General features: G+C 62.5%; 24 protein-coding genes. 10 read left to right on the forward strand and 14 right to left on the reverse strand.

Going from position 1 to position 23,147, the window contains the following annotated elements; all coding sequences use genetic code 11:
• Nucleotides 1-21 precede the first annotated feature (21 nt).
• The 4 genes from queA to ABZ728_RS09675 all read left to right on the forward strand — a co-directional run bounded on the left by queA (nucleotide 22) and on the right by ABZ728_RS09675 (nucleotide 4,296).
• Entirely contained in the window at nucleotides 22-1,083 is a 1,062-nt protein-coding gene (gene queA, locus ABZ728_RS09660; protein WP_366655890.1) for a tRNA preQ1(34) S-adenosylmethionine ribosyltransferase-isomerase QueA, read from the forward strand.
• A complete protein-coding gene (gene tgt / locus ABZ728_RS09665) occupies nucleotides 1,076-2,248 on the forward strand; it encodes a tRNA guanosine(34) transglycosylase Tgt (protein WP_366655891.1) in 1,173 nt (390 codons plus the stop codon). The genes queA and tgt overlap by 8 nt, the downstream gene beginning before the upstream one ends.
• Nucleotides 2,249-2,337: 89 nt before the next feature.
• Nucleotides 2,338-3,501, forward strand: a complete 1,164-nt coding sequence (queG, locus tag ABZ728_RS09670; protein ID WP_366655892.1) for a tRNA epoxyqueuosine(34) reductase QueG — start codon at nucleotides 2,338-2,340, stop codon at nucleotides 3,499-3,501.
• A 96-nt stretch (nucleotides 3,502-3,597) separates the two neighbouring features.
• On the forward strand, nucleotides 3,598-4,296 hold the full coding sequence (locus ABZ728_RS09675) for an HAD family phosphatase (protein ID WP_366655893.1): 699 nt from the start codon (nucleotides 3,598-3,600) through the stop codon (nucleotides 4,294-4,296).
• Nucleotides 4,297-4,323: 27 nt separating this feature from the next.
• On the opposite strand, the gene ABZ728_RS09680 is transcribed toward ABZ728_RS09675, so the two are convergent.
• The 14 genes from ABZ728_RS09680 to ABZ728_RS09745 all read right to left on the reverse strand — a co-directional run bounded on the left by ABZ728_RS09680 (nucleotide 4,324) and on the right by ABZ728_RS09745 (nucleotide 17,618).
• Nucleotides 4,324-5,082, reverse strand: coding sequence for an ABC transporter permease (locus ABZ728_RS09680; protein ID WP_366655894.1), 759 nt, complete (start codon nucleotides 5,080-5,082; stop codon nucleotides 4,324-4,326).
• 79 nt (nucleotides 5,083-5,161) lie between these two features.
• Nucleotides 5,162-6,046 carry an ABC transporter ATP-binding protein gene (locus ABZ728_RS09685; RefSeq protein ID WP_366655895.1) on the reverse strand — a complete coding sequence of 295 codons (885 nt, stop codon included), beginning with the start codon at nucleotides 6,044-6,046 and terminating at the stop codon, nucleotides 5,162-5,164.
• A complete protein-coding gene (gene fabD / locus ABZ728_RS09690) occupies nucleotides 6,043-6,984 on the reverse strand; it encodes an ACP S-malonyltransferase (protein WP_366655896.1) in 942 nt (313 codons plus the stop codon). The genes ABZ728_RS09685 and fabD overlap by 4 nt, the downstream gene beginning before the upstream one ends.
• Before the next feature lie 4 nt (nucleotides 6,985-6,988).
• A complete protein-coding gene (locus tag ABZ728_RS09695) occupies nucleotides 6,989-8,212 on the reverse strand; it encodes a beta-ketoacyl synthase N-terminal-like domain-containing protein (protein ID WP_366655897.1) in 1,224 nt (407 codons plus the stop codon).
• 45 nt (nucleotides 8,213-8,257) lie between these two features.
• Nucleotides 8,258-9,610, reverse strand: coding sequence for a hypothetical protein (locus tag ABZ728_RS09700; RefSeq protein ID WP_366655898.1), 1,353 nt, complete (start codon nucleotides 9,608-9,610; stop codon nucleotides 8,258-8,260).
• Between the two features lie 105 nt (nucleotides 9,611-9,715).
• On the reverse strand, nucleotides 9,716-10,720 hold the full coding sequence (locus ABZ728_RS09705) for a hypothetical protein (RefSeq protein WP_366655899.1): 1,005 nt from the start codon (nucleotides 10,718-10,720) through the stop codon (nucleotides 9,716-9,718).
• A 3-nt stretch (nucleotides 10,721-10,723) separates the two neighbouring features.
• Nucleotides 10,724-11,017, reverse strand: coding sequence for a phosphopantetheine-binding protein (locus ABZ728_RS09710; RefSeq protein WP_366655900.1), 294 nt, complete (start codon nucleotides 11,015-11,017; stop codon nucleotides 10,724-10,726).
• Nucleotides 11,017-11,829, reverse strand: a complete 813-nt coding sequence (locus tag ABZ728_RS09715) for a 3-oxoacyl-ACP reductase family protein (RefSeq protein WP_366655901.1) — start codon at nucleotides 11,827-11,829, stop codon at nucleotides 11,017-11,019. The genes ABZ728_RS09710 and ABZ728_RS09715 overlap by 1 nt, the downstream gene beginning before the upstream one ends.
• Nucleotides 11,830-11,891: 62 nt before the next feature.
• Nucleotides 11,892-12,317, reverse strand: coding sequence for a thioesterase family protein (locus ABZ728_RS09720; RefSeq protein WP_366655902.1), 426 nt, complete (start codon nucleotides 12,315-12,317; stop codon nucleotides 11,892-11,894).
• A 10-nt stretch (nucleotides 12,318-12,327) separates the two neighbouring features.
• Complete coding sequence (locus tag ABZ728_RS09725) at nucleotides 12,328-14,739, reverse strand: beta-ketoacyl-[acyl-carrier-protein] synthase family protein (RefSeq protein ID WP_366655903.1); 2,412 nt, start codon at nucleotides 14,737-14,739, stop codon at nucleotides 12,328-12,330.
• Between the two features lie 57 nt (nucleotides 14,740-14,796).
• Nucleotides 14,797-15,537: an SDR family NAD(P)-dependent oxidoreductase gene (locus ABZ728_RS09730; RefSeq protein WP_366655904.1), complete on the reverse strand. Its 741-nt coding sequence runs from the start codon at nucleotides 15,535-15,537 to the stop codon at nucleotides 14,797-14,799.
• Between the two features lie 12 nt (nucleotides 15,538-15,549).
• Nucleotides 15,550-16,257 carry a hypothetical protein gene (locus ABZ728_RS09735; protein WP_366655905.1) on the reverse strand — a complete coding sequence of 236 codons (708 nt, stop codon included), beginning with the start codon at nucleotides 16,255-16,257 and terminating at the stop codon, nucleotides 15,550-15,552.
• A 127-nt stretch (nucleotides 16,258-16,384) separates the two neighbouring features.
• Complete coding sequence (locus ABZ728_RS09740; protein ID WP_366655906.1) at nucleotides 16,385-16,693, reverse strand: acyl carrier protein; 309 nt, start codon at nucleotides 16,691-16,693, stop codon at nucleotides 16,385-16,387.
• A gap of 49 nt (nucleotides 16,694-16,742) precedes the next feature.
• Nucleotides 16,743-17,618 carry a hypothetical protein gene (locus tag ABZ728_RS09745; protein ID WP_366655907.1) on the reverse strand — a complete coding sequence of 292 codons (876 nt, stop codon included), beginning with the start codon at nucleotides 17,616-17,618 and terminating at the stop codon, nucleotides 16,743-16,745.
• A gap of 333 nt (nucleotides 17,619-17,951) precedes the next feature.
• On the opposite strand from ABZ728_RS09745, the gene ABZ728_RS09750 reads away from it, so the two are divergent.
• From ABZ728_RS09750 to ABZ728_RS09775, 6 genes are read left to right on the forward strand one after another with little or no spacing between them, the layout of a single operon-like run.
• Entirely contained in the window at nucleotides 17,952-19,160 is a 1,209-nt protein-coding gene (locus tag ABZ728_RS09750) for a beta-ketoacyl-[acyl-carrier-protein] synthase family protein (RefSeq protein WP_366655908.1), read from the forward strand.
• A 15-nt stretch (nucleotides 19,161-19,175) separates the two neighbouring features.
• Nucleotides 19,176-19,628: a 3-hydroxyacyl-ACP dehydratase FabZ gene (gene fabZ, locus ABZ728_RS09755; protein ID WP_366655909.1), complete on the forward strand. Its 453-nt coding sequence runs from the start codon at nucleotides 19,176-19,178 to the stop codon at nucleotides 19,626-19,628.
• An 11-nt stretch (nucleotides 19,629-19,639) separates the two neighbouring features.
• Nucleotides 19,640-20,353: a hypothetical protein gene (locus ABZ728_RS09760; RefSeq protein ID WP_366655910.1), complete on the forward strand. Its 714-nt coding sequence runs from the start codon at nucleotides 19,640-19,642 to the stop codon at nucleotides 20,351-20,353.
• Nucleotides 20,350-21,015: an ABC transporter ATP-binding protein gene (locus ABZ728_RS09765; protein ID WP_366655911.1), complete on the forward strand. Its 666-nt coding sequence runs from the start codon at nucleotides 20,350-20,352 to the stop codon at nucleotides 21,013-21,015. The genes ABZ728_RS09760 and ABZ728_RS09765 overlap by 4 nt, the downstream gene beginning before the upstream one ends.
• Nucleotides 21,015-22,238, forward strand: coding sequence for an FtsX-like permease family protein (locus ABZ728_RS09770; RefSeq protein ID WP_366655912.1), 1,224 nt, complete (start codon nucleotides 21,015-21,017; stop codon nucleotides 22,236-22,238). Before ABZ728_RS09765 ends, ABZ728_RS09770 begins: the two co-directional genes overlap by 1 nt.
• On the forward strand, nucleotides 22,235-23,098 hold the full coding sequence (locus tag ABZ728_RS09775) for an outer membrane lipoprotein-sorting protein (RefSeq protein ID WP_366655913.1): 864 nt from the start codon (nucleotides 22,235-22,237) through the stop codon (nucleotides 23,096-23,098). Before ABZ728_RS09770 ends, ABZ728_RS09775 begins: the two co-directional genes overlap by 4 nt.
• The last annotated feature ends 49 nt before the right edge of the window (nucleotides 23,099-23,147 follow it).

Raw genomic sequence — 23,147 nt, forward strand, 5'->3', positions numbered from 1 at the left:
GAAGACACGCGGACGACACGGATGAAGGTCGCGGATTTCGATTTCACGTTGCCCGAGGACCGCATCGCGCAGCGCCCCTGCGAACCGCGCGATGCGGCGCGTCTGCTGCATGTCGCACCGGACGCCCTGATCGACCGGTCGGTGCACGATCTGCCCGGGCTGATGGCGCCCGGCGACGTGATGGTCTTCAACGACACGCGCGTCATCCCTGCCCGCCTGTCCGGCAAACGTGACGAGGTGTCGGTATCGGTGACGCTGATGCGCAATCTCGGCGGCGACCGGTGGTCTGTCCTGGCGAAGCCGGGCAAGCGCCTTCGCGTTGGCGACCGCGTCGACTTCGGCGACCGTTTGACGGCATCGGTCGACGACAAGGCGGCCGACGGCATGATCGCGCTGACCTTCCAATGCGCCGATGGCCCCGTCACGGCGGCGATCGAGGCACTGGGCGCGATGCCGCTGCCGCCCTATATTCGCGGCGGCCGGGCCGAAACCGATGATCGTGACCGCTATCAGACCGTTTATGCGGCACGCGACGGCGCCGTCGCCGCGCCGACCGCCGGTCTGCACTTTACGCCCGATCTGCTGGCGGCCCTGGACGCGGCCGGGGTCGAACGGGCTTTCGTCACGCTGCATGTCGGCGCCGGCACGTTCCAGCCGGTCAAGGTCGAGGATACCGACGACCACGCGATGCACAGCGAAACCGGCGAGATCCCGGCCGAGGTCGCGGACCGGCTGAACCAGGCAAAGGCCGCCGGCCGCCGGATCGTCGCCGTTGGCACGACCAGCCTGCGCCTCCTGGAATCGGCAGCGGCGCCGAACGGTGAGATCCGGGCCTTTGCGGGCGACACCGACATCTTCATCACGCCGGGTTACCGGTTTCGCGCCGTCGACCGGCTGATGACCAATTTCCATCTGCCGCGCTCGACTCTGTTCATGCTGGTATGCGCGTTCAGCGGAACCGAGCGTATGAAGGCGGCTTATGCCCATGCCGTCGACACCGGCTACAGATTCTACAGCTATGGCGACGCCTGCCTGCTCGATCCGTCGGCTCCCGCCTCAGGAAACGGTACCCAATATGAGTGAAGCCGACATCACCGCCCCCCACATAACTGACGACCCGCAGACAGCGTTCAAATACGATCTGTTCGCAACCGATGGCGCGGCACGGCGCGGCCGGATTTCCACCGCCCATGGCCCGGTCGATACGCCGGCCTTCATGCCCGTCGGCACCGCGGGCACGGTCAAGGGCATGCTGCCGGAAAACGTGGCGGATACCGGCGCCCAGATCGTTCTGGGCAATACCTATCACCTGATGCTGCGTCCGGGCGCAGACCGGGTCGAGCGTCTGGGCGGCCTGCGCCGGATGATGGACTGGAAGGGGCCGGTACTGACCGACTCCGGCGGTTTTCAGGTCATGTCGCTGGCGGCGCTGCGCCGGATGTCCGAAGACGGCGTGACGTTTCAGTCTCATCTGGATGGCAGCCGGCACCATCTTTCGCCCGAATCGTCGATCGGCATTCAGCACGCGCTCGGCAGCACCATCACCATGGCGCTGGACGAATGCACCGCCCACCCGGCGCCCTGGGCGACGGCAGCGGACAGCATGCGCCTGTCGATGCGCTGGGCCTTGCGCAGCAAGGACGCGTTTCAGGTGCGGCCCGGTCATGCGCTGTTCGGCATCGTTCAGGGCAGCGTCTATGACGACCTTCGTCGCGAAAGTGCCGAGGCGCTGACCGCCATCGGCTTCGACGGCTATGCGATTGGCGGATTGGCTGTCGGCGAGGGGCAGGAGGAGATGTTCCGCGTTCTGGATGCCACTGTCGGCTTTCTGCCCGCCGACCGCCCACGCTATCTGATGGGGGTCGGCACGCCGGCCGATCTGGTCGGGGCGGTCGGGCGCGGTGTTGATATGTTCGACTGCGTCATGCCGACCCGCTCGGGGCGAACGGGCCAGGCGTTCACCCGGCACGGCAAGATCAACATCCGCAATGCCCGCCACCAGGACGACCCGCGCCCTCTGGATGCAGCCTGCGGTTGCCCCGCTTGCACCCGATTCAGCCGCGCCTATCTTCACCATCTGAATCGGTGCGGGGAAATTTTGGGTGCAATACTTATGACCTGGCATAATATTAGGTACTATCAGGATATAATGGCCGAGATGCGCGCATCGATCGAACAAGGTCGGTTCGGTGACGCGACGGCGATGATGGCTGATGGGTGGCTCCGCGGCGATATAGACCGGCTATAGGTCTGTTCCGGTACGGGTCCGGCCGCCATTCGACAGAGCTCGACCCGACCGGCGATGACCCGGCCCCCAGGTTATTGAAAGCCGCAGCGATGACAGTCGCCGATCCTACTACCGACGACACCGGCAGCCCGGCCGGCCTGCGGTCGTGGCTGCGCAGCCAAGCGCTGGAAATCGGGTTCGATGCCGTCGGATTCGCTCCCGCTGATGCGTTCGAGGGGCTGCGCGAGCGTCTCGACGGGTTTCTGGCGGCTGGCTACCACGGCGATATGGGATGGCTGGCCGAAACCGCAGACCGCCGCGCAGAGCCGCGCACGCTTTGGGGCGATGCGCGGACTGTAATGTCGGTGGCGATCAACTATGGTCCGGCCGACGACCCGATGACGCTGCTGGAACAGAAATCGCGCGGTGCCGTGTCGGTATACGCCCGCAATCGCGACTATCACGACACCATGAAGAAACGTCTGAAGGCACTGGCGCGCGCTTATGCCGCCCGCACCGGCCGTCCCTTGAAGGTCTTCGTCGATACCGCGCCGGTCATGGAAAAGCCGATCGCGGAACGCGCCGGCCTTGGCTGGACCGGCAAGCATACCAACCTGGTCTCTCGACGGCTCGGCTCGTGGTTCTTCCTGGGCGAAATGTTTCTGGACATCGATCTGCCGCCCGACGAACAGGAGCCCGATCACTGCGGATCCTGCAACCGCTGCCTGTCAGTCTGCCCGACCGATGCGTTTCCAGCGCCCTACCGACTCGACGCCACCCGCTGCATCTCGTATCTGACGATCGAGCACAAGGGGCATATCCCGGAGGCGCTGCGCGCGCCCATGGGCAACCGCATCTATGGCTGCGACGACTGCCTGGCGGTCTGCCCGTGGAACAAGTTCGCCAGCAGGACCAACGAGAACGATTTTCTCCCGCGCGTCGAATTGAGCGCCCCGCGACTGGCCGATCTGGCCGATCTTGACGATGCCGGATTTCGCGACGTGTTTCGAAACTCGCCGGTCAAGCGGATCGGACGGGACCGCTTCGTGCGCAATGTCATGATCGCGATCGGCAACAGCGCCATGCCGGCATTGCTGCCCACGGTGCGGGAGCGTCTGTCGGATTCCTCCACGCTGGTGCGGGCAATGGCCGTCTGGGCTTTCTCGCAGCTCGCCGACAGTGCCGAGATCGCCGCCGAGGCCGGCCGGCGCCGCGACGCCGAACCGAATGCGGAAATCCGGCAGGAATGGGATCGGGCGCTTAAAACGGGTTGACCCTCGCCGCCGACCGGGCAGTATCGCCGGGAACCGATCGGCACGCTCCATCATCCGACCCGCGTGCCGCCCTGACGAAGAGGAATCCGGCGAACAATGACCTTTGAGACATCCCTGCCCGACCGCGCGCGACTGGCGATCTTTGATTGTGATGGTGTGCTGGTCGACAGCGAATGGCTGGCAAATATGGTGGTTGGGCGTGAATTGGGCGCGCTGGGTGTCGCCACCGACGAAGTCGATCTGGCACAGCGCTTTACCGGCCGGACGACACCGGAAATGGTCGCCACGCTGGCCGACGAGGCAGGCGTCACACTGCCGCCGGGATTTGTCATCGCCGTTGAAGACGCCATCGATCTGGCCCTGCGGTCGGAGGTAACGGAGATCGAGGGTGCGGCTGCGTTCCTGTCACGCATGACCGGCGCGCGGGGTATCGCATCGAACAGCGGCGCGGACCGGGTCAGGGCCTCTCTGGACAAGGCCGGACTGGCCGGATATTTCGACCCGGCGACGATCTTTGCCGCCGAACGGGTCAGCCGGCCGAAACCCGCCCCCGACATTTACAATCTTGCCTTCGAATCGCTGGGCGGCCGCCGGGACGACACGGTCGTGGTCGAAGACAGTGTCGCGGGCGTCACGGCCGCGCACCAGGCCGGGCTGCCGGTCATCGGTTTCGCCGGCGGATCCCATACGCCGCCGGGCCACGGCGAAGCCCTGCTGACGGCCGGCGCGGCACTCGTGGTCGCCGGCTACGATGCGCTGTTGCCCGTCTTCGACGACCTCGGCCTGCTGGGATGAACCGCTGGTTCCCCCATACCTGGGCAATTATCGGAACTGGCGCTGTTCCTCGCGCGCATAGCCCCACCACGCCAGCAGGCTGAACAGAAAGAAGAACACCGCCAGCCCCGCGAACGGATACCACCCGACCGGAAAACCGAACGGGATCGGCCAGACCAGTTCGGCAACCATACGCGAGGGCATGAAGATCGAAATCTGCTGGACGAACGCTGGCAGATCCATCGGCGGCACCCAGAGCCCACCTAGATAGGACAGCGGCAGATAGATGACATTGGCCATCGCGATCGCTGATTTCGCGCTCGTCCAATAGCCCAGGGCGATCCCGGCGACGGCGAAGGGCACAGCCCCCAGCGTCAGCGCGGCGGCCAGCAGCACCCACTGGCCAAGCGAAAATGCCAGCGGCGTTGTCGCCACGGCCACCACGGCCAGAATGGTGACGCCGACCGCCGCGACCAGAATGGCGGCGGCGATGCGGGCGACGAACTGGCTGACGGGAGAAGCCGGTAACGTCCGCAGATAGCGCTGCCACGGCGTCGCCCGGTCCTGCGCGATGCCCACACCGAACTGATGGAACGCTACGCCCAGAACGGCAAAGACCGAAAACGAGCCGAGCATGAACCCGGCTTCGGCAGGTGTGCCGGCGTTGGGCACGCCGAAGAACACGAACAGCATCAGCGGCAGAACCGCCGTCGGAAACAGATAGGCGGGATGACGCACCACATCCATCAGTTCAAGGCGAACGAAGGCGAGCGTCAGCTTCAGCGACGGGATCGGGATCGATTTCATGGCGCGCTTGTCCCAGTTCGTTCGCGGCTTAAGGATTATGGGGCTTGAGGATTATGGGTCCGGGCGGCCGGCGACCCTGTCAGGACCCCTGGCCGGTCAGCGACAGAAAGGCTTCCTCCAGGCTGGCTCTGGCAACTTCCAGATCGCGGAATGAGACGCCGGAGGCGACCAGACGGCGGACCGCCTCGTCGGAATCCGTCGTCAGCACGTCATGTCGCGCACCATCGACCGACACGCTGCCGATGCCGTCGAGGTCGGGGGAGTGGTCCGCCAGAAAGGATATGCGGCGCGCACCGGCGCGGGCGGCGATTTCCGCAACCGTGCCGTCGGCGATGATCCGGCCCGACCGGAAGACGACGATCCGGTCGGCCAGCGCCTCGGCCTCCTCAAGGGCGTGAGTGGTGAGCAGGACGGCCCGTCCGGCCCCGGCCTGCCGCGCGATTTCCGCCCAGACGTCGCGCCGGACGCCGACATCCAGTGCCGTGGTGGGCTCGTCGAGAACCACGAGATCCGGATTGCCGATAAAGGCGCAGCCGAGCGCCAACAGCCGCTTCTGGCCGCCGCTGAAACCGCCGCTGGGCCGATCCGCCACGTCTGTCAGACCGAGCCGGCGCATCAGTGTCCCGGGTCCGATCGGGCTGGAGTAGTGACAGGCGACGAGGTGAAGGATCTCGCGCGGCGTAGCCCCCGGCGGAAAATCCGTTTGCTGGGGCGTCACGCCGACCCGTCGGCGTGACGCCGCCAGACGCGGATCGCCGCCGAACAACGACACGGTGCCATGGTCAGCGCCGCGCAGCCCGACCAGCAATTCCAGCGCCGTTGTCTTGCCGGCCCCGTTCGGACCCAGCAGCGCCGTCACCTGCCCCGACTGGATGGTCAGATCGATACCGTCCAGCGCGGTCACGTCTCCGTAGCGTTTGCTCACGTTGTCGAAGGACGCGACCCCGCTGGTTTCCGTCATCATTCAGGCCCAATCTGTTCGAGCGTCCTCTGGAAGAACGCCACCGACTGGGTATTGTGGGGGCGCAGGTTCCTGTCGATGCGCATGGCCAGGCCGCTCAGCACCTTACCCGGCCCGACCTCGACGAAAGTATCGATACCGGCATCCCGCATTGCCTCGACGCTGTCACCCCACCGGACCCGTGACGTCATATGAGCGGCCAGCTCCGCGCGAATGTCGGCCGCCGTCGTCAGTGGTTCGGCGGTAATGTTCGATATCACCGGATATGACGGATCCGCGACCTCAATCTCCGTCACCGCCCGGGCAAACGTCTCCCCCGCCTCGGCCAGCAGCGGTGTGTGGAACGACCCGCTGACCGAAAGCGGCCGGATGGCGCCGCCCCGGCTCTGCAACGCTTCACCCGCGCGGGCGACAGCGTCCACGCGGCCGGAAATGACGATCTGCCCACCGCCATTCAGGTTGGCGGGCCAGACCGCTTCGTTCAGGTCCCCGAGAACGGCATCGATCTCGGCCTCATCCAGCCCCATGACCGAACTCATGGTACCGGGATCACGGTCGCCAGCCTCGCGCATCAGCCGCCCGCGAAGCGCGACAAGGGCGACGCCCTGTTCGAAACTCAGGGCCCCGGCGGCCGTCAACGCCGACAATTCACCCAGACTGTGACCGGCGGCAACCGCCGGCCGCACGCCTGCGGCCGCCAGTTCGGCGGCGATCGCCGTGCTCAGCGTAAAGATCGCCGGCTGCACGATATCCGTGGCATCGGCAACATCCGGCGCCCGGTCACCCGTCAGCAGATCGACATCGATCCCCGTGATCGATGCCGCCTGCTCGAACCGTTCAGCGATACCGGCGAACGCTTCGCGATAGGCTGAGGCAACGCCCTTGGCCTGCGCGCCCTGACCGGGGAAGAGAAACGCGATTTTTCGGCTTGGGGGCGCCATGACGTCAGGCCCGCCCGATCAATGCGGCCGAGTAATTGCCGTGGAAGGCCATCGCCGTGATCATGACGGCACTGCCATCCCTGATCGCCGTCGGGCCGACCGCCATCGGCACGTTCTCGCAACCCTCGTACGGCCCTTCCCAGTCGGGCACGCCGGGCAGTTTTTCCTCGTTCAGCGCATCCAGGGCCAGAATGGTATCGAACAAAGCCGCCGGACCGACGGCATCCGCCAGCGTCGGGCGGGTCGACGTGACCGGCGGAATACCGCCCGATCCGTCGAAGGTTTCCGACAGCACGGCCGCTTCGAGTTTGTCGTCATGCGGATTGGCCATTGCGCCGGAGAAGAGGCCGACGACATCCGACGGCCCGCAATCGGTGCGCTTGAAGGTCTTGCGAATGGCACGGCGGAGCCCGTCGCCGGTCGGCGCATCGAAGCCGACGTCGTGACCGTCCATGCCGGATGAAGCGCCCAGAATCCGCCCATAGGGCCGACGGCTGCGCTCTTCGGCCGAACTGCGGCGTTCGATGACCAGCGCGGCCCCGCCCTCGCCCGTCAGGCGGCCGTTCATTCGCTTGTCGAACGGCCGCATGCAGGCCTCGCCGCCGTCGTTCGGCGACAGCAGACCGAACTGCTCCAGACCTTCACCGAACACACTGGCCATCTCGTCGGCGGAAACCAGCACGACGCAATCGATGTCTTCCCGCGCCATGTAGTCCTGAACCATCTTCAGGCCATAGGGACCGGATGCACTGCCCATGGAGCAGACGAGCACCGGGCTGCGGATGCCATAGTGAATGCTGATCAGGCTGACGGGCGCGTTATAGACGCCCTCCTGAAACAGGCGCGGCTTCACCGATCCCAGACCGCTTTGATAGATGCTTTCCTGCATCTGGTTCGCCGTGATCGACGGGCCGTGTCCGGTGACATAGATGACGGCCAGCCGATCCTTGTAGTCGGTCCGGGTGTCGAGTTCGGCGTCCTGGATTGCCAGTGCCGTCGCCGTGATTGCCAGCCGCGAAATCAGGGGCGCACGCTGCGCCTGGGTCGACCGCACGTGATCCTGAACCTTGAACGGCGGAACCTTGGCCGCCCACCCCTTGTAATAATGCTCATCCAGCTTGGTCAGGCATTTGCGGCCGCCATAGACGGTTTCCCGAAGCGCCTCGCGTCCAATACCGAACGGCCCGATCGCACCGATACCCGTAATAACCAGATCGTTATTGCTCATGGGATTCCTTCTTCTTTATCAAGAATTTCTGAAATCAGTCGAAGATCATCCGGTCAGCGCGACCGCATTCTTCAATTCGTCGGGGCCCATTTCCCATATTGGTTCCTTGCGAAACGAGAACATATGCTTCAGGACCATTCTCTTTGCGGCGCGTTCGGCCAGATACATGTTGAGGCTTTCGCCCAGTGCATCGGTGGAAAGGCTCCGATCCTCTGCCGCTGTCGCGAGTGTGGCGCCCATGTTTACGACCATTGGCCGCATCGGCAGGATGTAGCCGTACTGATCGACGCTGGACAGACGCGGCTCGTCGGTGACATTGACGAAGCCGACTTTCTTGTAGAGCCCCTGCCGCGTGGGGAAAGATTCGATGGCAAGAAAATCGATCCCGAGATCGTGCGCCAGATCCAGGCCGCATTTGACGAGGCCTACGAACGCGTCGTTGCGCATCCGGTATTTCTCAATAACGCCGATGAGGTCCATTTCTGCGACCTTGCCGCGTCGCCTCAGCGCGTCGAATGAAATCTTGGTTCCACTTTCGACAGGCAGCCCGACATCTTTATTATCGTGGTGGAAGCAGACGACGCCGACTGTTTCTTCACCATTCATGGCCCGAAAATAGGTGTTGTACTTCCTGAACTCGGAGTCATGGATCAGGAATTTTTCGTGCAGATCGGCCTTGGTGATGCCCTTGGCGCGGTTGCTCTTGTCTTTGGACGCAACCTGCCAGAACTCGCCGGCAACGATCTCGAAGAAGCGGCTGAGATTTTCCTCGGTCGGCGCCATTTCCTCGAAGGTCAGCTCGCCGATTTGGAACCGGCGTTCGCGCACATGCCGCGGACCGAAATAAAAGAAGTTGGTAATGATGACCGACATGACCGCCATCATGATGATGATCAGCGGCGCCAACACGAACCAGACCGAGGGACGGAAATAGTAGGCTGTAAAGGCCGCCAAAGCAAATGCGGCCACCCAGAATGAACTGCCGAACCAATGAAGCGACTTCATGCCACTACTGCGCGAATAGACCATCGTGAAAGGCTTGCCGAATGCCAGCATTGTCCCTGTCACAATCGTCAGTGCCCCGAACAACACCAGGGCCAATTGGTGCAACCATGTGTCGGGATCGATTCCTATCCAGACAAGACTGGCAAAGCCCGCATAGACGACGAGAACGGTAATGGAGGTCGGCGCGAACACGCCGTTCCGGATTTCCTGCGCAACGACGAGCCCGTAGATGGCAACGCAGGCCGTCAAGCCGAATATCGGCGGCGTGAAGATCGCCAGCGTAAAGGCGAGAACGATTGCGACCATAGACGCCAGCATCATGTTGACAGACGCTGCCAGCGGCAGATCGGTTTCTTCCGGGGAATCGGTTACGGCTTCGGATTGCGCCGACATGCACTTGTCTCCATTGGTCGTTTGCCAGAGCCGGTGCCGGTGAACGGAAAACATTCGTAAACGGAACGAAAGCGCGGCGGGCCGGATGGCCGGCCCGCCGCTTGCTCAGGTGACGCCCTTGATCGTTTTCGTCAGCAGCAGCGGCGCCGATTGCGCCGTACCGGCAACGAGAGCACCCGACCCGTCGTACAGGTCATAGGTCACACCGACGGCCGCGACGTCGCTGTTGACCACGCAATGCACCAGCATCGATTCCATGCCCTCGGAATAGTCATGCGACACGACCCGGCCAACGACATCATCGTCGATGCGGACCTCGGGATCGAAAGCGGCGATCTTCGGGCCCGGGATGACAACGGTCATCAGGCGGCGCTCGATGTTGTCCTTCATCGCCAGCACGGCATCTCGGCCGATAAATTCTTCTTTCTTGAAATCGATCATCTCATGAAGACCGGCTTCAATCGGCGACACGCCGTTCAGATCGCGCGAGCGCGTGATCTGGCGCATTTCGAGCATCAGCGGCGCCAGACCGGCAGGGTCGATCTCTTCCAGCCCGATTTCCGCGCCGGCTTCCCGGATCTTCTTTTCGACCGTCTCATCGCCCTGCGGAACCAGAATGCGATATTCGTATTCGCCGACATAGCCGACGCGCATCACCAGTGCATCGATTTCGTCGTACTGATCGAAGCTGAGGAACGAAAGACCGATGATGTCCTCATGGACGGCATCTGTGGCAAGCTTCTGCGCCGACGGCCCCATGAGCGCCAGGCTCTGCATGGTTTCGCCAAGATCGGAAACCGTCACGTCGAGGCCACCGGCTTCGGCAAGCTTCGCCTGAAGATGATCGCGAAGCAGGTCGCGGTCGGCCGGTTCGGTCAGAATGACCAGTCGGTCGCGGTCGACCATGACCCAGGCGATCGAAATGACCTCTCCGGCGTCATTGAGGAAAAGTGTCTGAACCGTCCGCAGTTCCTCCAGCGCCTCCAGATCCTTCGACACGAGACCATTCATAAAGGCGGTAGCATCGGAACCACTGATTTCAAATCTGCCTTCATCCTTGAAATTGATGAAGGCTACACCGTCGCGTACTACTGAGTATGTGCTTGTCATGATTCAGGCCTCCGACCGCTCTTCAACCAGATCGATAACGGTATTCAGCGTTCGAAAGGCCAGCATGTCGTCATTGTCCGTTCGAATACCGAATTCATTCTCGACACAAAAGATCACTTCCAGAGCATCGACGGAGTCCAGTCCCAGACCGGCACCGAACAGGCCCGTATCATCCGCGATTTCATCGGGATCGAACGACAGCATGAGCTGGTCAATGAGAACGCCTTTGAGACGCTCAAGCATCTCACGGCGTTCGCGCGCCTTTGCGCGCGCAAGGTCAATCCGCGCTTCGGCCATCACATATATCCTCCACCAGTTATCAAAAATTCCGCGCCGGTGACGAAGCTCGACATATCCGACGCCAGAAAAAGCGCCACGTTGGCGATTTCCTCGGGTTCAGCGAAACGCTGCAGGGCAAGCCCCTTCTTGAGGTCGACGACCATGTCCTTGGGGAGCTGCTTGGTCATATCGGTCTCGGTGATGCCGACCAGCATCGAGTTGACGCGGATCTGATAGCGCCCGACCTCGCGCGCGAGGGACCGCATCATGCCGTTCATGCCCGATTTGGCGGCCCCGTAGTTGACCTGTCCGACCCGGCCGGATGCAGCCGTGACCGAACTCACCATAACGATCCGGCCATCCTTCTGACGCATCATCGGGCGCAGCACTTCGCGCGAGCACAGAAAGGCCGAACTGAGATTCTTCGTCAGCACGTCGTACCAGTCATCGTCGGTCATCAGCATCGTGGGCCGATCGCGCGTGATGCCCGCGTTATTGATCAGAATATCGACGCTGCCGAACGTGCTGGCGGTTTTTGCGACCATGTCCTTGACGAAAGCGACGTCCGAGATGTCACCCTGGCAGACGATATATTCCGCCCCCGCGGCATCGAGCTCTGCCCGGGTTTCATCGATCGCATCCCCCGGTCGGGTGTGATTGATCACCACCCGGGCACCGTTTCGGGCAAACAGGAGGGCGGTAGACCGGCCGATACCCCGCGAACTCCCGGTTACAATTGCGGTCTTTCCTTCTAGCAAAACGTGTATCCTCCTGCAGCAATGATGGCGGGCGCCGACAAATTCGGGCCAGTGCCCTTTCCTGTCCGTCATTCCCCCTGCCCCGGGATTACGACCGGACTACGACCGGCCCCCGACGGCTTCCTGGACCCTGTTCAGGGCCGCGCTTCCGGCAAACGCTGAAAGACGTCGGCAAGATCGCTCGGCGCCGGGATCAGCGTCTTCGATTTACGGTCGATGCACACGATCTCGACGTCCACTTTGCACAGCAGCGTCCGTGCATTGAATATCGACGTCCTCCAGCGGGTCCGGGCGGGGTTGGTTTTCAGGATGCCCGTCTCCAGCCTCAGATTCTCGTCGTACCGGGCAAATTTGATGAACTCCAGCGAAGCGCGCCGCAGCACCAGGGCGATTTCCCGATCATCGAACAGGGGCCCCACCGGGACGCCGAATTCCTCCATCAAGGCGTTGCGTCCACGCTCCGCCATCTCGAAATAGCGCGCATGATAGACGACACCGCCAGCGTCGGTATCGCCGAAGCAAACCTTGTAGTAGCTGGTTCCGACCGGCGTTGTGGACATCGGGCCCTCCTCAGCGTGCAAGTACCGTGGCGCTGTGCACGCCTGTCGGATCGGTGCCGATGACCAGAACACGGGCCCCGGCAGACAGGGCCACAGGCTCGCGCAGAATACCCGGCACATCGGCCGCCGCACCGACGCAGCCGAACATCACGCCGCGCGACACCGCCTGGGCGGCCATGCCCAGCGTCAGCGCCGGGAGCGCGGACGGCGCGTAGCCGGCAGCTCCGGTCAGAGCCGTGATCGGCGGCGCCTGTTCGCCGAACACGGCCGCAACCGCTCGCCCTTCCGCCATAACCGTGTGACGGCTGCCGACGCCGAAGGCCACGATCGCCTCGATATCGCTCGCCTCGGCCCTTGAGCGGCCGAGCGCGGTGCGAATGACGTCGGCAAGGCCGCGGCCGTCCGGCCGGCAGAGATTGAGACCGGCATCCTGGCCCTGTGCCGTCCCCAGAATTCGTGCCAGGATCCGCGCGCCACGGCCGGCCGCGTGCTCAACCCGCTCAAGCTTCAGCGACGCCCCCGCCTCGCCGAAATTGACGCCGAAACCGTCGGTGCCGAACACGGACGCCTTCTCGGCCGTTGCAAGGTTCACGTGCTTCAGGACTTCGGTCAGCGTCGGCGTGGCCTCGTCGGAGCCACCGGTCAGCATGATGTCCTGCCGACCCTGGGCAAGCAGGTCGTGGCTATAGTGAATGCCCGAGAATCCGCCGCACACGGTCGTCGTATAGCCCTTGACCTTGAAGATGATCGAGGTCTGACCACCGGCCGCATTCATCGTGGTCATCGGAAAATGGTGAGCACTGGCCAGACTGGGATCGTCGACGAATACCGACTCCAGATATTTTTCGGTACTCTTCTGGGCGGAGTTGTTGATCCCCAGGATCAGTCCGGCCTGGCTGTTGCCGCGGATCAGATCGCGGTCGCCGCCGATCGCTTCGGCCGTCGAGTGGATGGCGAACTTGATCATCGGCGAACTGCGGCGGAACAGTTTGAAGTCCGGATCCGTGAACGCAAGCTTCGGCGTCAGTCCGACCCACGCCTCGTGCTCGTTGCTCAATTGCAGCGCCGATCGTCCTTCTAGCAGGGCATTGAAGACGGTATCGGCGTCATGGCCCAGCGCGCTCACCACGCCGACACCGGTAATGGCCACATCGTGACTCTCGATCGGGCGAACCTCGTATTTCGCGACGTCGCGGGTCAGGACCACCGAGGAATTGTTGCCGCCAAAGCCGTAATTGTTACAGATGAAGGTTCTTACCGCACCTTCCCGCGCCACGTTCGGAACGAAATCGAGTTCCGGGCAGCCCGGCCGCGGACCGCGGAAATTCATCGTCGGCGCGATCAGATTCCGTTCCGCACAAAGCAGCGTAACCAGGATTTCGAGGATACCGCTCGCGCCCAGGGTGTGCCCCAGAAACGACTTCGACGAACTGACTGGCACGTCGCTGCCAAACACCCGCAGACACGCCTTGGCCTCGGCGGCGTCGTTGGCTTCGGTGCCGGTTCCATGGGCCGAGATGTAGTCGATCATCGACGGCGCCATATTGGCTTGCCACAGCGCCTCGCGCATGCACCGTTCGGCGCCGTCGCCGGTATCGTCCGGTGCGGTGATGTGGTGCGCATCACCGGAAAGACCGTAGCCAAGGATCTCGGCAACCGGGGTGGCGCCGCGCCGTTGGGCGTGGGCCAGACTTTCCACCACAACAACGCCGGCGCCCTCGCCGACATTAAGACCGACCGGCGTGCTGAACGGTGCGTTCTTCTCCGGGCTGTGCGCTCTCAGGGAGTTGAAGCCGGCCATGACGCAAAGAGAAACGGTATCGGCGCCGCCGGAAATCACCACATCGGCGCGGCCGTCCCGGATCAGGTCGGCCGCGACGCCAAGCGCGTTGTTCGACGATGCGCATGCCGAAGAAATGGTGACCCGCTCGCCGCGCGCGCCGGTCGCATGACAGACCACGGCGCTGACATGAGAAATCAGCGTCGCCAGGGCATGGCGCGGATCGCTGTCTTCCAGTCGCTTGTCGACGATGGCCTGGGCGACGTCTTCAGTTCGCACGAGACCGCTATGCGAGGTACCCAGCGCCACGGAAATCCGTTCCGGTGCCATGGCGTCCGGATCGAAATCCGCACGCTGCAGCGCCTCTTTCAGCGCATGGAGCGTGTACCAGGCACAACGATCCATCCAGCTCTTGTCGCGCTCCGAAACGTTCAGTCCGGTGTCGTCTTGAAAGGCGCCTGCCAATTGGCTTTCGAACTTGTCGGCGTCGAATGTCGTGATGCGATCGATCGCATCACGACCGTCGAGAACGGCGGCGCCGAAGCTGTCGAGATCATTTCCCAATGGACTGCAAACGCCCATGCCGGTGATCACCGGCCGGCGACTGTCCTGTTCGGTCGTATTCAAACTGATCGCATCCACGCCCAGAACTCCCTGATTTGTCGCCAGCGCCGGATTATCGCGCTGCCCCTGGCCGGACTATCTGTGGAACCCACCGTCAATTCGGATCACGCTGCCGGAAATGTAGGCCGCGTCATCGGAACCAAGGAACGCCACCGTTCCGGCCACATCTTCGGGCTGACCCATTTTCTTCATCGCCGTGCCGCGCAGAACGTGCTCGTACATCGCCGGCTCCAGCGCCCGCACCATGTCGGTTTCGATGAAACCCGGCGCGACCGCGTTCACGCGGACACCGTCAGGCCCGAACACCCGCGCCAGATAGCGCGTCATGCCGACGAGACCGCCCTTGCTTGCCGAATACGATCCCTGCCCTTCCTTGCCGAAGACGCCGGCCAGCGAGGACAGCATGACCATCGAACCCTTCGTTTCGACCAGATGCTTCGCGGCATAAAGCGACAGCCGCAGGGTTCCGGTCAGATTGGTCTCGATGACCTGTTCGTAGTCTTTCGGCGACATCGTCGCGAACGCGCCGTCATGGGTGCCACCGGCATTGTTGACCAGGCAATCGAGCCGGCCCCACCGTTCCACCACGCGGTCCGGCAGCGTCGCCGCTTCGCCAGGGTCGGCCAGATCCGAGCGAATGAGATCCACGGTCACTCCCCGCGCCTCCAGATCGGCCATCGCCGCGCGGGCGCTGTCTTCATCGCGGCGATACGTGACGGCGATGCGCGCGCCTTCCTGAGCCATCCGGTCGACGATCGATCGGCCAATGCCACGGGTCCCGCCGGTTACCAGAACCACTTTGTCTGCGAATCGCATTGCGGGCCCCTGTTAGATATTGAATTCGTTTACGCCGGTACCCAGGCAGAGCGTAGCGCCGTTCAGCGCAAGCGCGTCGGCCGCCAGATAGCCGGTCAGCAGCGAGGCCTGGCGGTCGGCATCGACCAGCTTGTGCCTCATCGAATAGGTCTTCAGATCCTTGCGGCCCTTTTTCAGCGCGTCGGCTGAGACCATGTCCGCCGGCGGCTGAAATATCGCCGAGTTCAGCCTGACGCCCATTCGTGCATATTCCCGCGAAAGGGTCCGCATGCAGGACACCCGGGTCTGGGTTACAATCGGCGCCACGGGCATGCCTTCCAGGTAATAGGCAAACGCATCGTCCAGCCCCAGAGACCAGATCTGCGCATCGCCCCGATCCAGCGACACCAGCAGGGCCGCCTGAAGAATATCGAGGCTGCGCTTGGCCGCGCTGTCGATCGCTTCGATCACGGCTTCGTTGGGCCGGCTGTCGGCATCGATCATTTCGGACTCGTCAACGATCGGCGGTCCGATCACGATCACGTCGAACGGCCCGTGTTCGGCAGCCGCCCGCTTGATATCGGCACCGGCGACGAGGCCTCCTGCCGGGCGTTCGTCACCATCGCGGCCCATGGCCTGCAGACGGTGAACCGCACCTTCACCGGCCGTCCCGGCGACGGCGTCCACGACAGCGCGACCCACCGTGTCCAGGCAATCTACGAACAAATAGCGCTTGGGCATAACTGCCGCCCCTTCCAATTCTCTTGGACTTCACCTCTGCACATACCCCCCGCGGACGCCGGAAGTCACGGCATCGAGCCGTTCCGGAACTGCGACGCCCCGGCGGGTCTGGATGTGAACGAGGCTGTCATGCCGTTCCGGCGTTGCCGGCCTTGAGCTGCTGCTCCACGAATTTGGCAAGGTGTCCGATCGACTTGCAGTGTTCGTCGAACCATTCCTGATCGACCTCGCCCACATCGATTCCGAAATGCTTGCGAATGCCGACAACGAGTTCCAGCGCATCGACCGAATCGAGCCCTACGCCCGACGGGTCAAGCAGCAGGATGTCGTCGCTCAACTCGTCTTGGGAAAATCCCATCTCCTCCAGTTCGAGCCCTTCAATTAGAATTTTGTCGCGAATCACAGAGCTGATTTCGTCTATAGATGGCGATGCCATGTGCTATCTCCGTCAAATTTTACAGCAAGAAGCGGTGTGCCTTATAGTCTCAATTTGTTTTTAAAACATTAATATTGAGAGTTGAAAGTTTTCGTCGATCCGATATTGCCATACATCGGAATTTTACATTTGATTCTGCACCTTCTATCACAGTGCATTTGTATTCGACCAGATCACCCGGCCCAGCCGGCTTGTTGAAGCGGACCTTTTCGATGCGGCCACCGTCGACCACGCCGTCGCGCAGCCGGGCCGAACCGAGGAAGTGCCCACATGCCCGAACCATCTCCTTGACGTGAATGATGCCCGGCACGATGGGCTCGTCCGGGAAGTGCCCGAGGAAGAATGTCTCGGTGGGGTCATAGCGGCGATGGACGACCGCGCCGTCGGACTTGATATCCCACTCGCGCAGCGTTTCCGCGCGTTGCCGGTCTTCGGCCACATGGCCTGCATGCAGCAGCCGCCAGCCGTCGCAGGATTCGGTGCGACCCGCCGACTCCGGGACAGGATTGGCGCGGTATGTCACGAACCGGCCGCTGGCCACCGTCGCCCCGGTTGCCGCGTCCTCGGCATCGCCGTGGTATTCGAAGTATTGCCCCCGCGATTCGACCAGCCTAACCGAGAGGCGCAGATCAGCGGGCCGGGGCACCGAGGCGCCCAGTTCAAGATCGTCGACCGAAACCAGATATCCCTGCCCCAGATCGGGAAAGTAGTACCGGTTCTGAATGCCAGCGACCTGCGCCAGTGACTCAATCAGATCAACACCGTCGACCGAGCGGCCGTCACAGTAGTGCACGGATTCGGCGCCGCTGTGAAAAATGCCGGCCGCAGCCTCGGCATCCAGGCTGACGATGCGGTCATGGAAAACGAATGGCGGCCGATGCCTCAAGGCCGGCAGGTCGATATCGGGCAGGTCGATCTTTGCCATTCCACCTCCAATTCCGAGCAGCGATCACGAAAGCCTTCAACAGGCGGCTCCGTCGGAATGCTCGAATCAACAGCGTGTGTTAACCCATAAGAATTATATCTGAAGTTGCGAGAATATACCTAAACGTGTATCGTCTGAAAAGCTTTTCCCTTAGGTAGTGCAAAAATTCTATCAGTTCGACCCGCCAGACACGTGAGGTTGCCTTTCCAGCCGTCGGCGGAAGTACCTTTAACGGGAAAATTTGATGGATATATACACTTTTTAAGGGTTTCTCCTGGCAGCATTGCGGCTTCAATCGTGGGGGCCAGGCCCACGCAGTCGGAGGAATGGTGGATGTCATCGCGACGGGTAATGATCACTGGAGCGGGCATTGTCTGCTCTATCGGAACGGACTTTGCCGAGTTTACGGAATCACTCAGGGTTGGCCGCAATGCGGCCGGGCCGATTCAGTCGATGGACGCGTCTGAAGTCGCTGGCGCTCTGGGATGCGAAGCCCTGGATTTCGATCCGCACCAGCATTTCTCCGCCCGGGAACTGCAACGCATGGATCGCAGCTCGAAGATGGCCGTGGTTGCTGCGCGGGAAGCAATGGCCATGGCCGGGCTGTCCCACGGCGATGTCGACGCCGACTATACGGCGGTCAGCCTGGGATCGACGCTGGGCGGATCGGTCAACTACCAGAAGTTCTATCAATCGTACCGGGAGCGTGGGAAAGGCCGGAAAGCGCTGCTTCTGGATCAGCAGCTCTATGTTCCCGGCAACAGAATCGCTCACGAATTCGGTTTCGGCGGCGGCGGCTATGTCTTCTCCAACGCCTGCGCATCGTCGAATTCGGCCATGGCCTATGCGCATGACCTGATCACCATCGGCGACGCGGATGTCGTGATCACCGGTGGCTTCGACACCATGGCCAAGATGACCGTTGCGGGTTTCAACATCATGCGCAACGTCTCGCCGACCGCGTGCCGCCCATTCGACAAGAACCGCGACGGGCTGATTCTCGGAGAAGGTGCCGGCATCATCGTTCTGGAATCCGAGGAACACATGCTACGCCGCGGCGGCGTCCCCATGGCGGAATTCCTGGGCTACGGGCAGAGCACGGACGCAAAGCACATGACGGCGCCGGATCCGACCGCCAAGGGCCCAGCGGCGGCCGTGTCCAATGCCCTGAAAGCCGCGAAGGTCGAGCCGCAGCAACTCGATTATATCAACGGCCATGGAACCGGCACACCTCACAACGATGCCTCCGAAGCACGGGCCATCCATCGTGTGTTCGGCGACTACGCCCACGAGGTACCGGTCAGTTCGACGAAGTCGATGCACGGTCACTGCCTCGGCGCCACCGGCGGCATCGAGGCCGTCACCATGCTGGCCGCCATCCGCAACGGCTTCGTTCCGGGCACGCCCACATTCCAGACGCCTGACGACCCGCCGCTCCCCGGCATCCGCCAGGAATCCCACGAGCGCGACGTCAAGATCACCATGTCGAACAATTTCGGTTTCGGCGGCAGCAACAGCACCGTCGTCTTCGGCCGGGTCTAAAAGGGGGGTCCGGCGATGTCCGGCAACGAGGTCATCTTCGATTCCGCGGCGATCATGCGGTTGCTGCCCCATCGTTACCCGTTCCTTCTGATCGACAAGATCATCGAGGTCGGTGACGACCACGCCGTTGCGGTGAAGAACGTCACCGTGAACGAGCCGTATTTCCAGGGGCATTTTCCCGGTCAACCGATCGTCCCCGGCGTTCTTCTGGCCGAGACGATGGTTCAGACGGCGGCCTTTATCGGCCGCACCCCGGAATCCGTCGCCGAAGAAGGCGGCAAGCAGCGCCAGTTCTTCCTTGCCGCGGTCAATATGCGCCTTCGCAAGCCGGCGGTTCCTGGCGACCAGATGGTCATCCGCATGGCCGTCCAGACCCAGATGGGCGACCTGCGCAAGGTCCGTGGCGAAATCAAGGCCGGCCGCGACACGCTCGTAACCGGCGACTTCAACATCGGCTCACGAGAATAGGGTTACCCACCATGCGAAACGCGATCAGGGCGGCATGCAAATCCGCCATCCGGGGAGCCGCCATACTGGCGGTTGCCTCGCTTGGAACGGTCGGTCCGGCTCTCGCAGTGGATCCGGCGCTTTATGCGACGATGGACCAGGACGGGCTCGCTCCCTACATTGAGGCCGCCGAGGCGGCGATCGCCGAAGATCCGAACGATCTCGACGCGCTGAGAACGCTGGGCATCGCCCATCACAATCTGGGCTCGATCGAAGTCGGCGGCGCGCCGTCGGCTGCTCAGGAATACCTTGAGCGTGTCCTGGAGATCGACCCGGACGACCAGATGGCCCGTGCCTATCTCGGCAGCGCGACGACCATGCGCGCCCGCGATTCATGGAACGTCATAACCCGCGTCAGCAATGCCAACAGGGGCATCGCCCTCATCGACGAAGCTGTCCGCGCCGACCGCGACAACATCCGCCTTCGCCTGCTGCGCGCCAATCACAGCTATTCGCTGCCCGACATGTTCGAGCGCCACACCATCGCCCTCGACGACTTCCGGATGGCGGTGGACCGGATGGAGGAAGAGATCGGCTCATCCCCCGAAGCCATCGCGCAGATCCATGTGAAAATTGCCGAACTGACGCCCGACCGCGAAGAGGAGGAGACGCATCTCGAACGCGCGATCGATCTCGCCCCGGACAGCGAATGGGGCGAGCGGGCACAGGAGGCCCTGAATCAATGATTAGGCTCCGCGGCGTCACAAAGATCTTCAAAATGGGCGAGTCCGAGATTCGTGCCCTCGATGGTGTCGATCTCGACATCGCCGAAGGGGAACGGATTGTGGTGTCCGGGCCGTCCGGCAGCGGCAAATCCACTCTGCTCAACATCATCGGATGTCTGGACCTGCCGACGAGCGGCACCGTCTCGCTGTTCGGGGAGCCCGTGGCCGGACAATCCGATCGGCGGCAATCGGCACTCCGCAACAGCAACATCGGCTTCGTCTTTCAGTCCTTCAATCTCATACCGGTGCTGACGGCGGCGGAAAACGTCGAGTATCCGATGATCGTCGCCGGCGTCCCGCGCCGCGAGCGCCGCGAAAAGGTTGCCGCCATTCTGGAAAAGGTCGGGCTGGCCCGGTTCGTCAAGCACCGGCCGGAAAAGCTGTCCGGCGGACAGCGGCAGCGGGTCGCCATCGCGCGGGCCCTGGTAAACACACCGAAACTGGTACTGGCGGACGAACCGACCGCCGCACTGGATTCCGGGACGAGTCGAGAAATCCTCGATCTGATGGCGAACCTGAATGAAGAAATGAATACTACGTTCATTTTCTCCACTCACGATCCGATGGTTCAGGATTATGCGAAACGGAGACTGGCACTTCACGACGGAGCAATGGTGGCATAATGAGCAATTTATTTCTGGCGCTCCGAAATATCTTTCGAAATAAGCGAAGAACGCTGATTACTTTCTCAGCTATCGTTTCCGGGATATCGGCAATTGTGGTGTTCGGCGGGTTCATCGAGTTCTCGTTCCAGGGATTGAAGGAATCGACGATCAGAACCCAGCTGGGTCACATGCAGATCCACAAGGAAGGCTTCACCGAGAACGGAACGGCCAATCCCGGCGATTACCTGATCGAAGATCCCGAACGGGTCGAGGACGAACTCGCCTCCATCGATGCCCTGGAAACGGTGACCCGACGCCTTACCTTTTCCGGCTTGGCCAGTACCGGTGAAACGACGATCAATGCCAATGTGATTGGCGTGATGCCCGGTCGCGAAGGCGGATTCAACGACTTCGAGACGATCACGCGCGGATTTCAGCTCGGCCCTGACGATACCGAAGGCGGCATTCTCGGCCAGGAACTCGCGCAGAGCCTGGGCGTGGAACCGGGCGACTTCGTCATGATCATGACAACCACCCATGACGGTGTGATCAATGCCATCGAGTTCGAAGTCATTGGCATCGCGCGAACCGGCTCTGAAGACTTCGACAGTGTCTTCATCAAGCTGCCGATTTCACTGGTGCAACAAGCCCTTAACACCGACGCGGTCGAAAGCCTTCTGGTTCTGTTCGATCCCGAGGCCGACGAAACCGCAACGCGCGCGGCCGTCGTCGATGCCATGGACCGAACCGGACTGGATCTGGAGTATCGCTGGTGGGAAGACATCGCCGGCTTCTACCAGAACGTCGTGGCGCTCTATAACGGCATTTTCGGCGTCTTCTCGATCATCATCAGCCTGGTCGTCCTGTTCAGCATTGCCAATACGCTGAGCATGTCCGTGTTCGAACGAATCCGGGAAATCGGCACCCTGCGCGCCATCGGCAGTCCGCGCCTGTCCGTCATGCGAATGTTTCTGGCCGAAGGTCTGGCAATTGGCATCCTCGGCGGCCTGCTCGGCATCGGCATCGGCATACTGCTCGCCGTCGTCATCAATATTGCCGGCGGGATTCCGATGCCGCCGCCGCCCGGACAAACGGTCGGCTTCGATGCACTGATCGTCATAGATCCCGGCATCGTGGCCTATGCGTTCGCCCTGACCGTCGGCGCCTCGGTCGTCTCGTCTCTTTACCCAGCCATCGTGGCATCCCGTCTCAGGATTGTGGAGGCATTGCAGCACTCATGACCGATATCTCCGGACAAAACCGCTCGCCCTTCAGTCCCCGCGCCGAGAACCGGGCTGGGGCTGGGGCTGGGGCCGGGGCTGGGGCCGCCGCCGCTGGCGGGACGGCCCTCCGCACTCTGGCCGCGCTGATGCTGGCCCCGGCTCTGGCGGTCCTGTCAGTGCCCGGGAAATCCTCAGCGGACTCCGGCTTGCCGGACCCGAACGTGATCCTGGAAGAAGTCGACGAAATCAGAGCCCCCGACACCGACTTCGTATTCAGTCTCGAAGTGGAATCGAGAAGCGACGACGAGGTAGACACCAGCGCCCTTCGCGTTCGGGTCAAGGATTCCGAGAAAAGTCTCGTGGTCTTCAGTGACCCGCCCGATCAAGCCGGGCGGGTCCTGCTGAGCGTCGAAGACAATATGTGGATCTACATTCCGGGCACCAGCCGCCCGATCCGGATCTCGCCTCAGCAGCGTCTTTCGGGAACTGTCGCTAACGCCGATGTCTCACGGGTCGTCTATTCGCTCGACTATGATGCTACGGCGATCGAGGCCGATACCGTCGACGGCGTCGATGCCTGGCGCCTTTCGCTGGAGCGCGACAGTGACTTCGCCGCCTATGGCAGCCTGACGCTGTGGGTCCGACAGGACAATAGCCATCCGATCAAGGCGGAGTTCTTCGCCCTGTCCGGGCGGTTGTTGAATACGGCCTATTACGGAGAATACGAGGAACTGCTCGGCCGCGAACGCCCGACGGTGCTGGAGGTACACAGCGCGGTCAACACCGGCGAAGTTACGACCATGCGCTATTATGACATGGCCGTCGAGGTGACGCCGGATCAGTATTTTCAGCGCTCGTTCATGACGCGTGTTCGCTGATGCACGGGACAACGGTGCTGCCTCTCTCCTTGCCAAAAGGGGTGTCCGG

This window comes from Fodinicurvata sp. EGI_FJ10296, assembly GCF_040712075.1.
GTDB lineage: Bacteria > Pseudomonadota > Alphaproteobacteria > DSM-16000 > Inquilinaceae > JBFCVL01.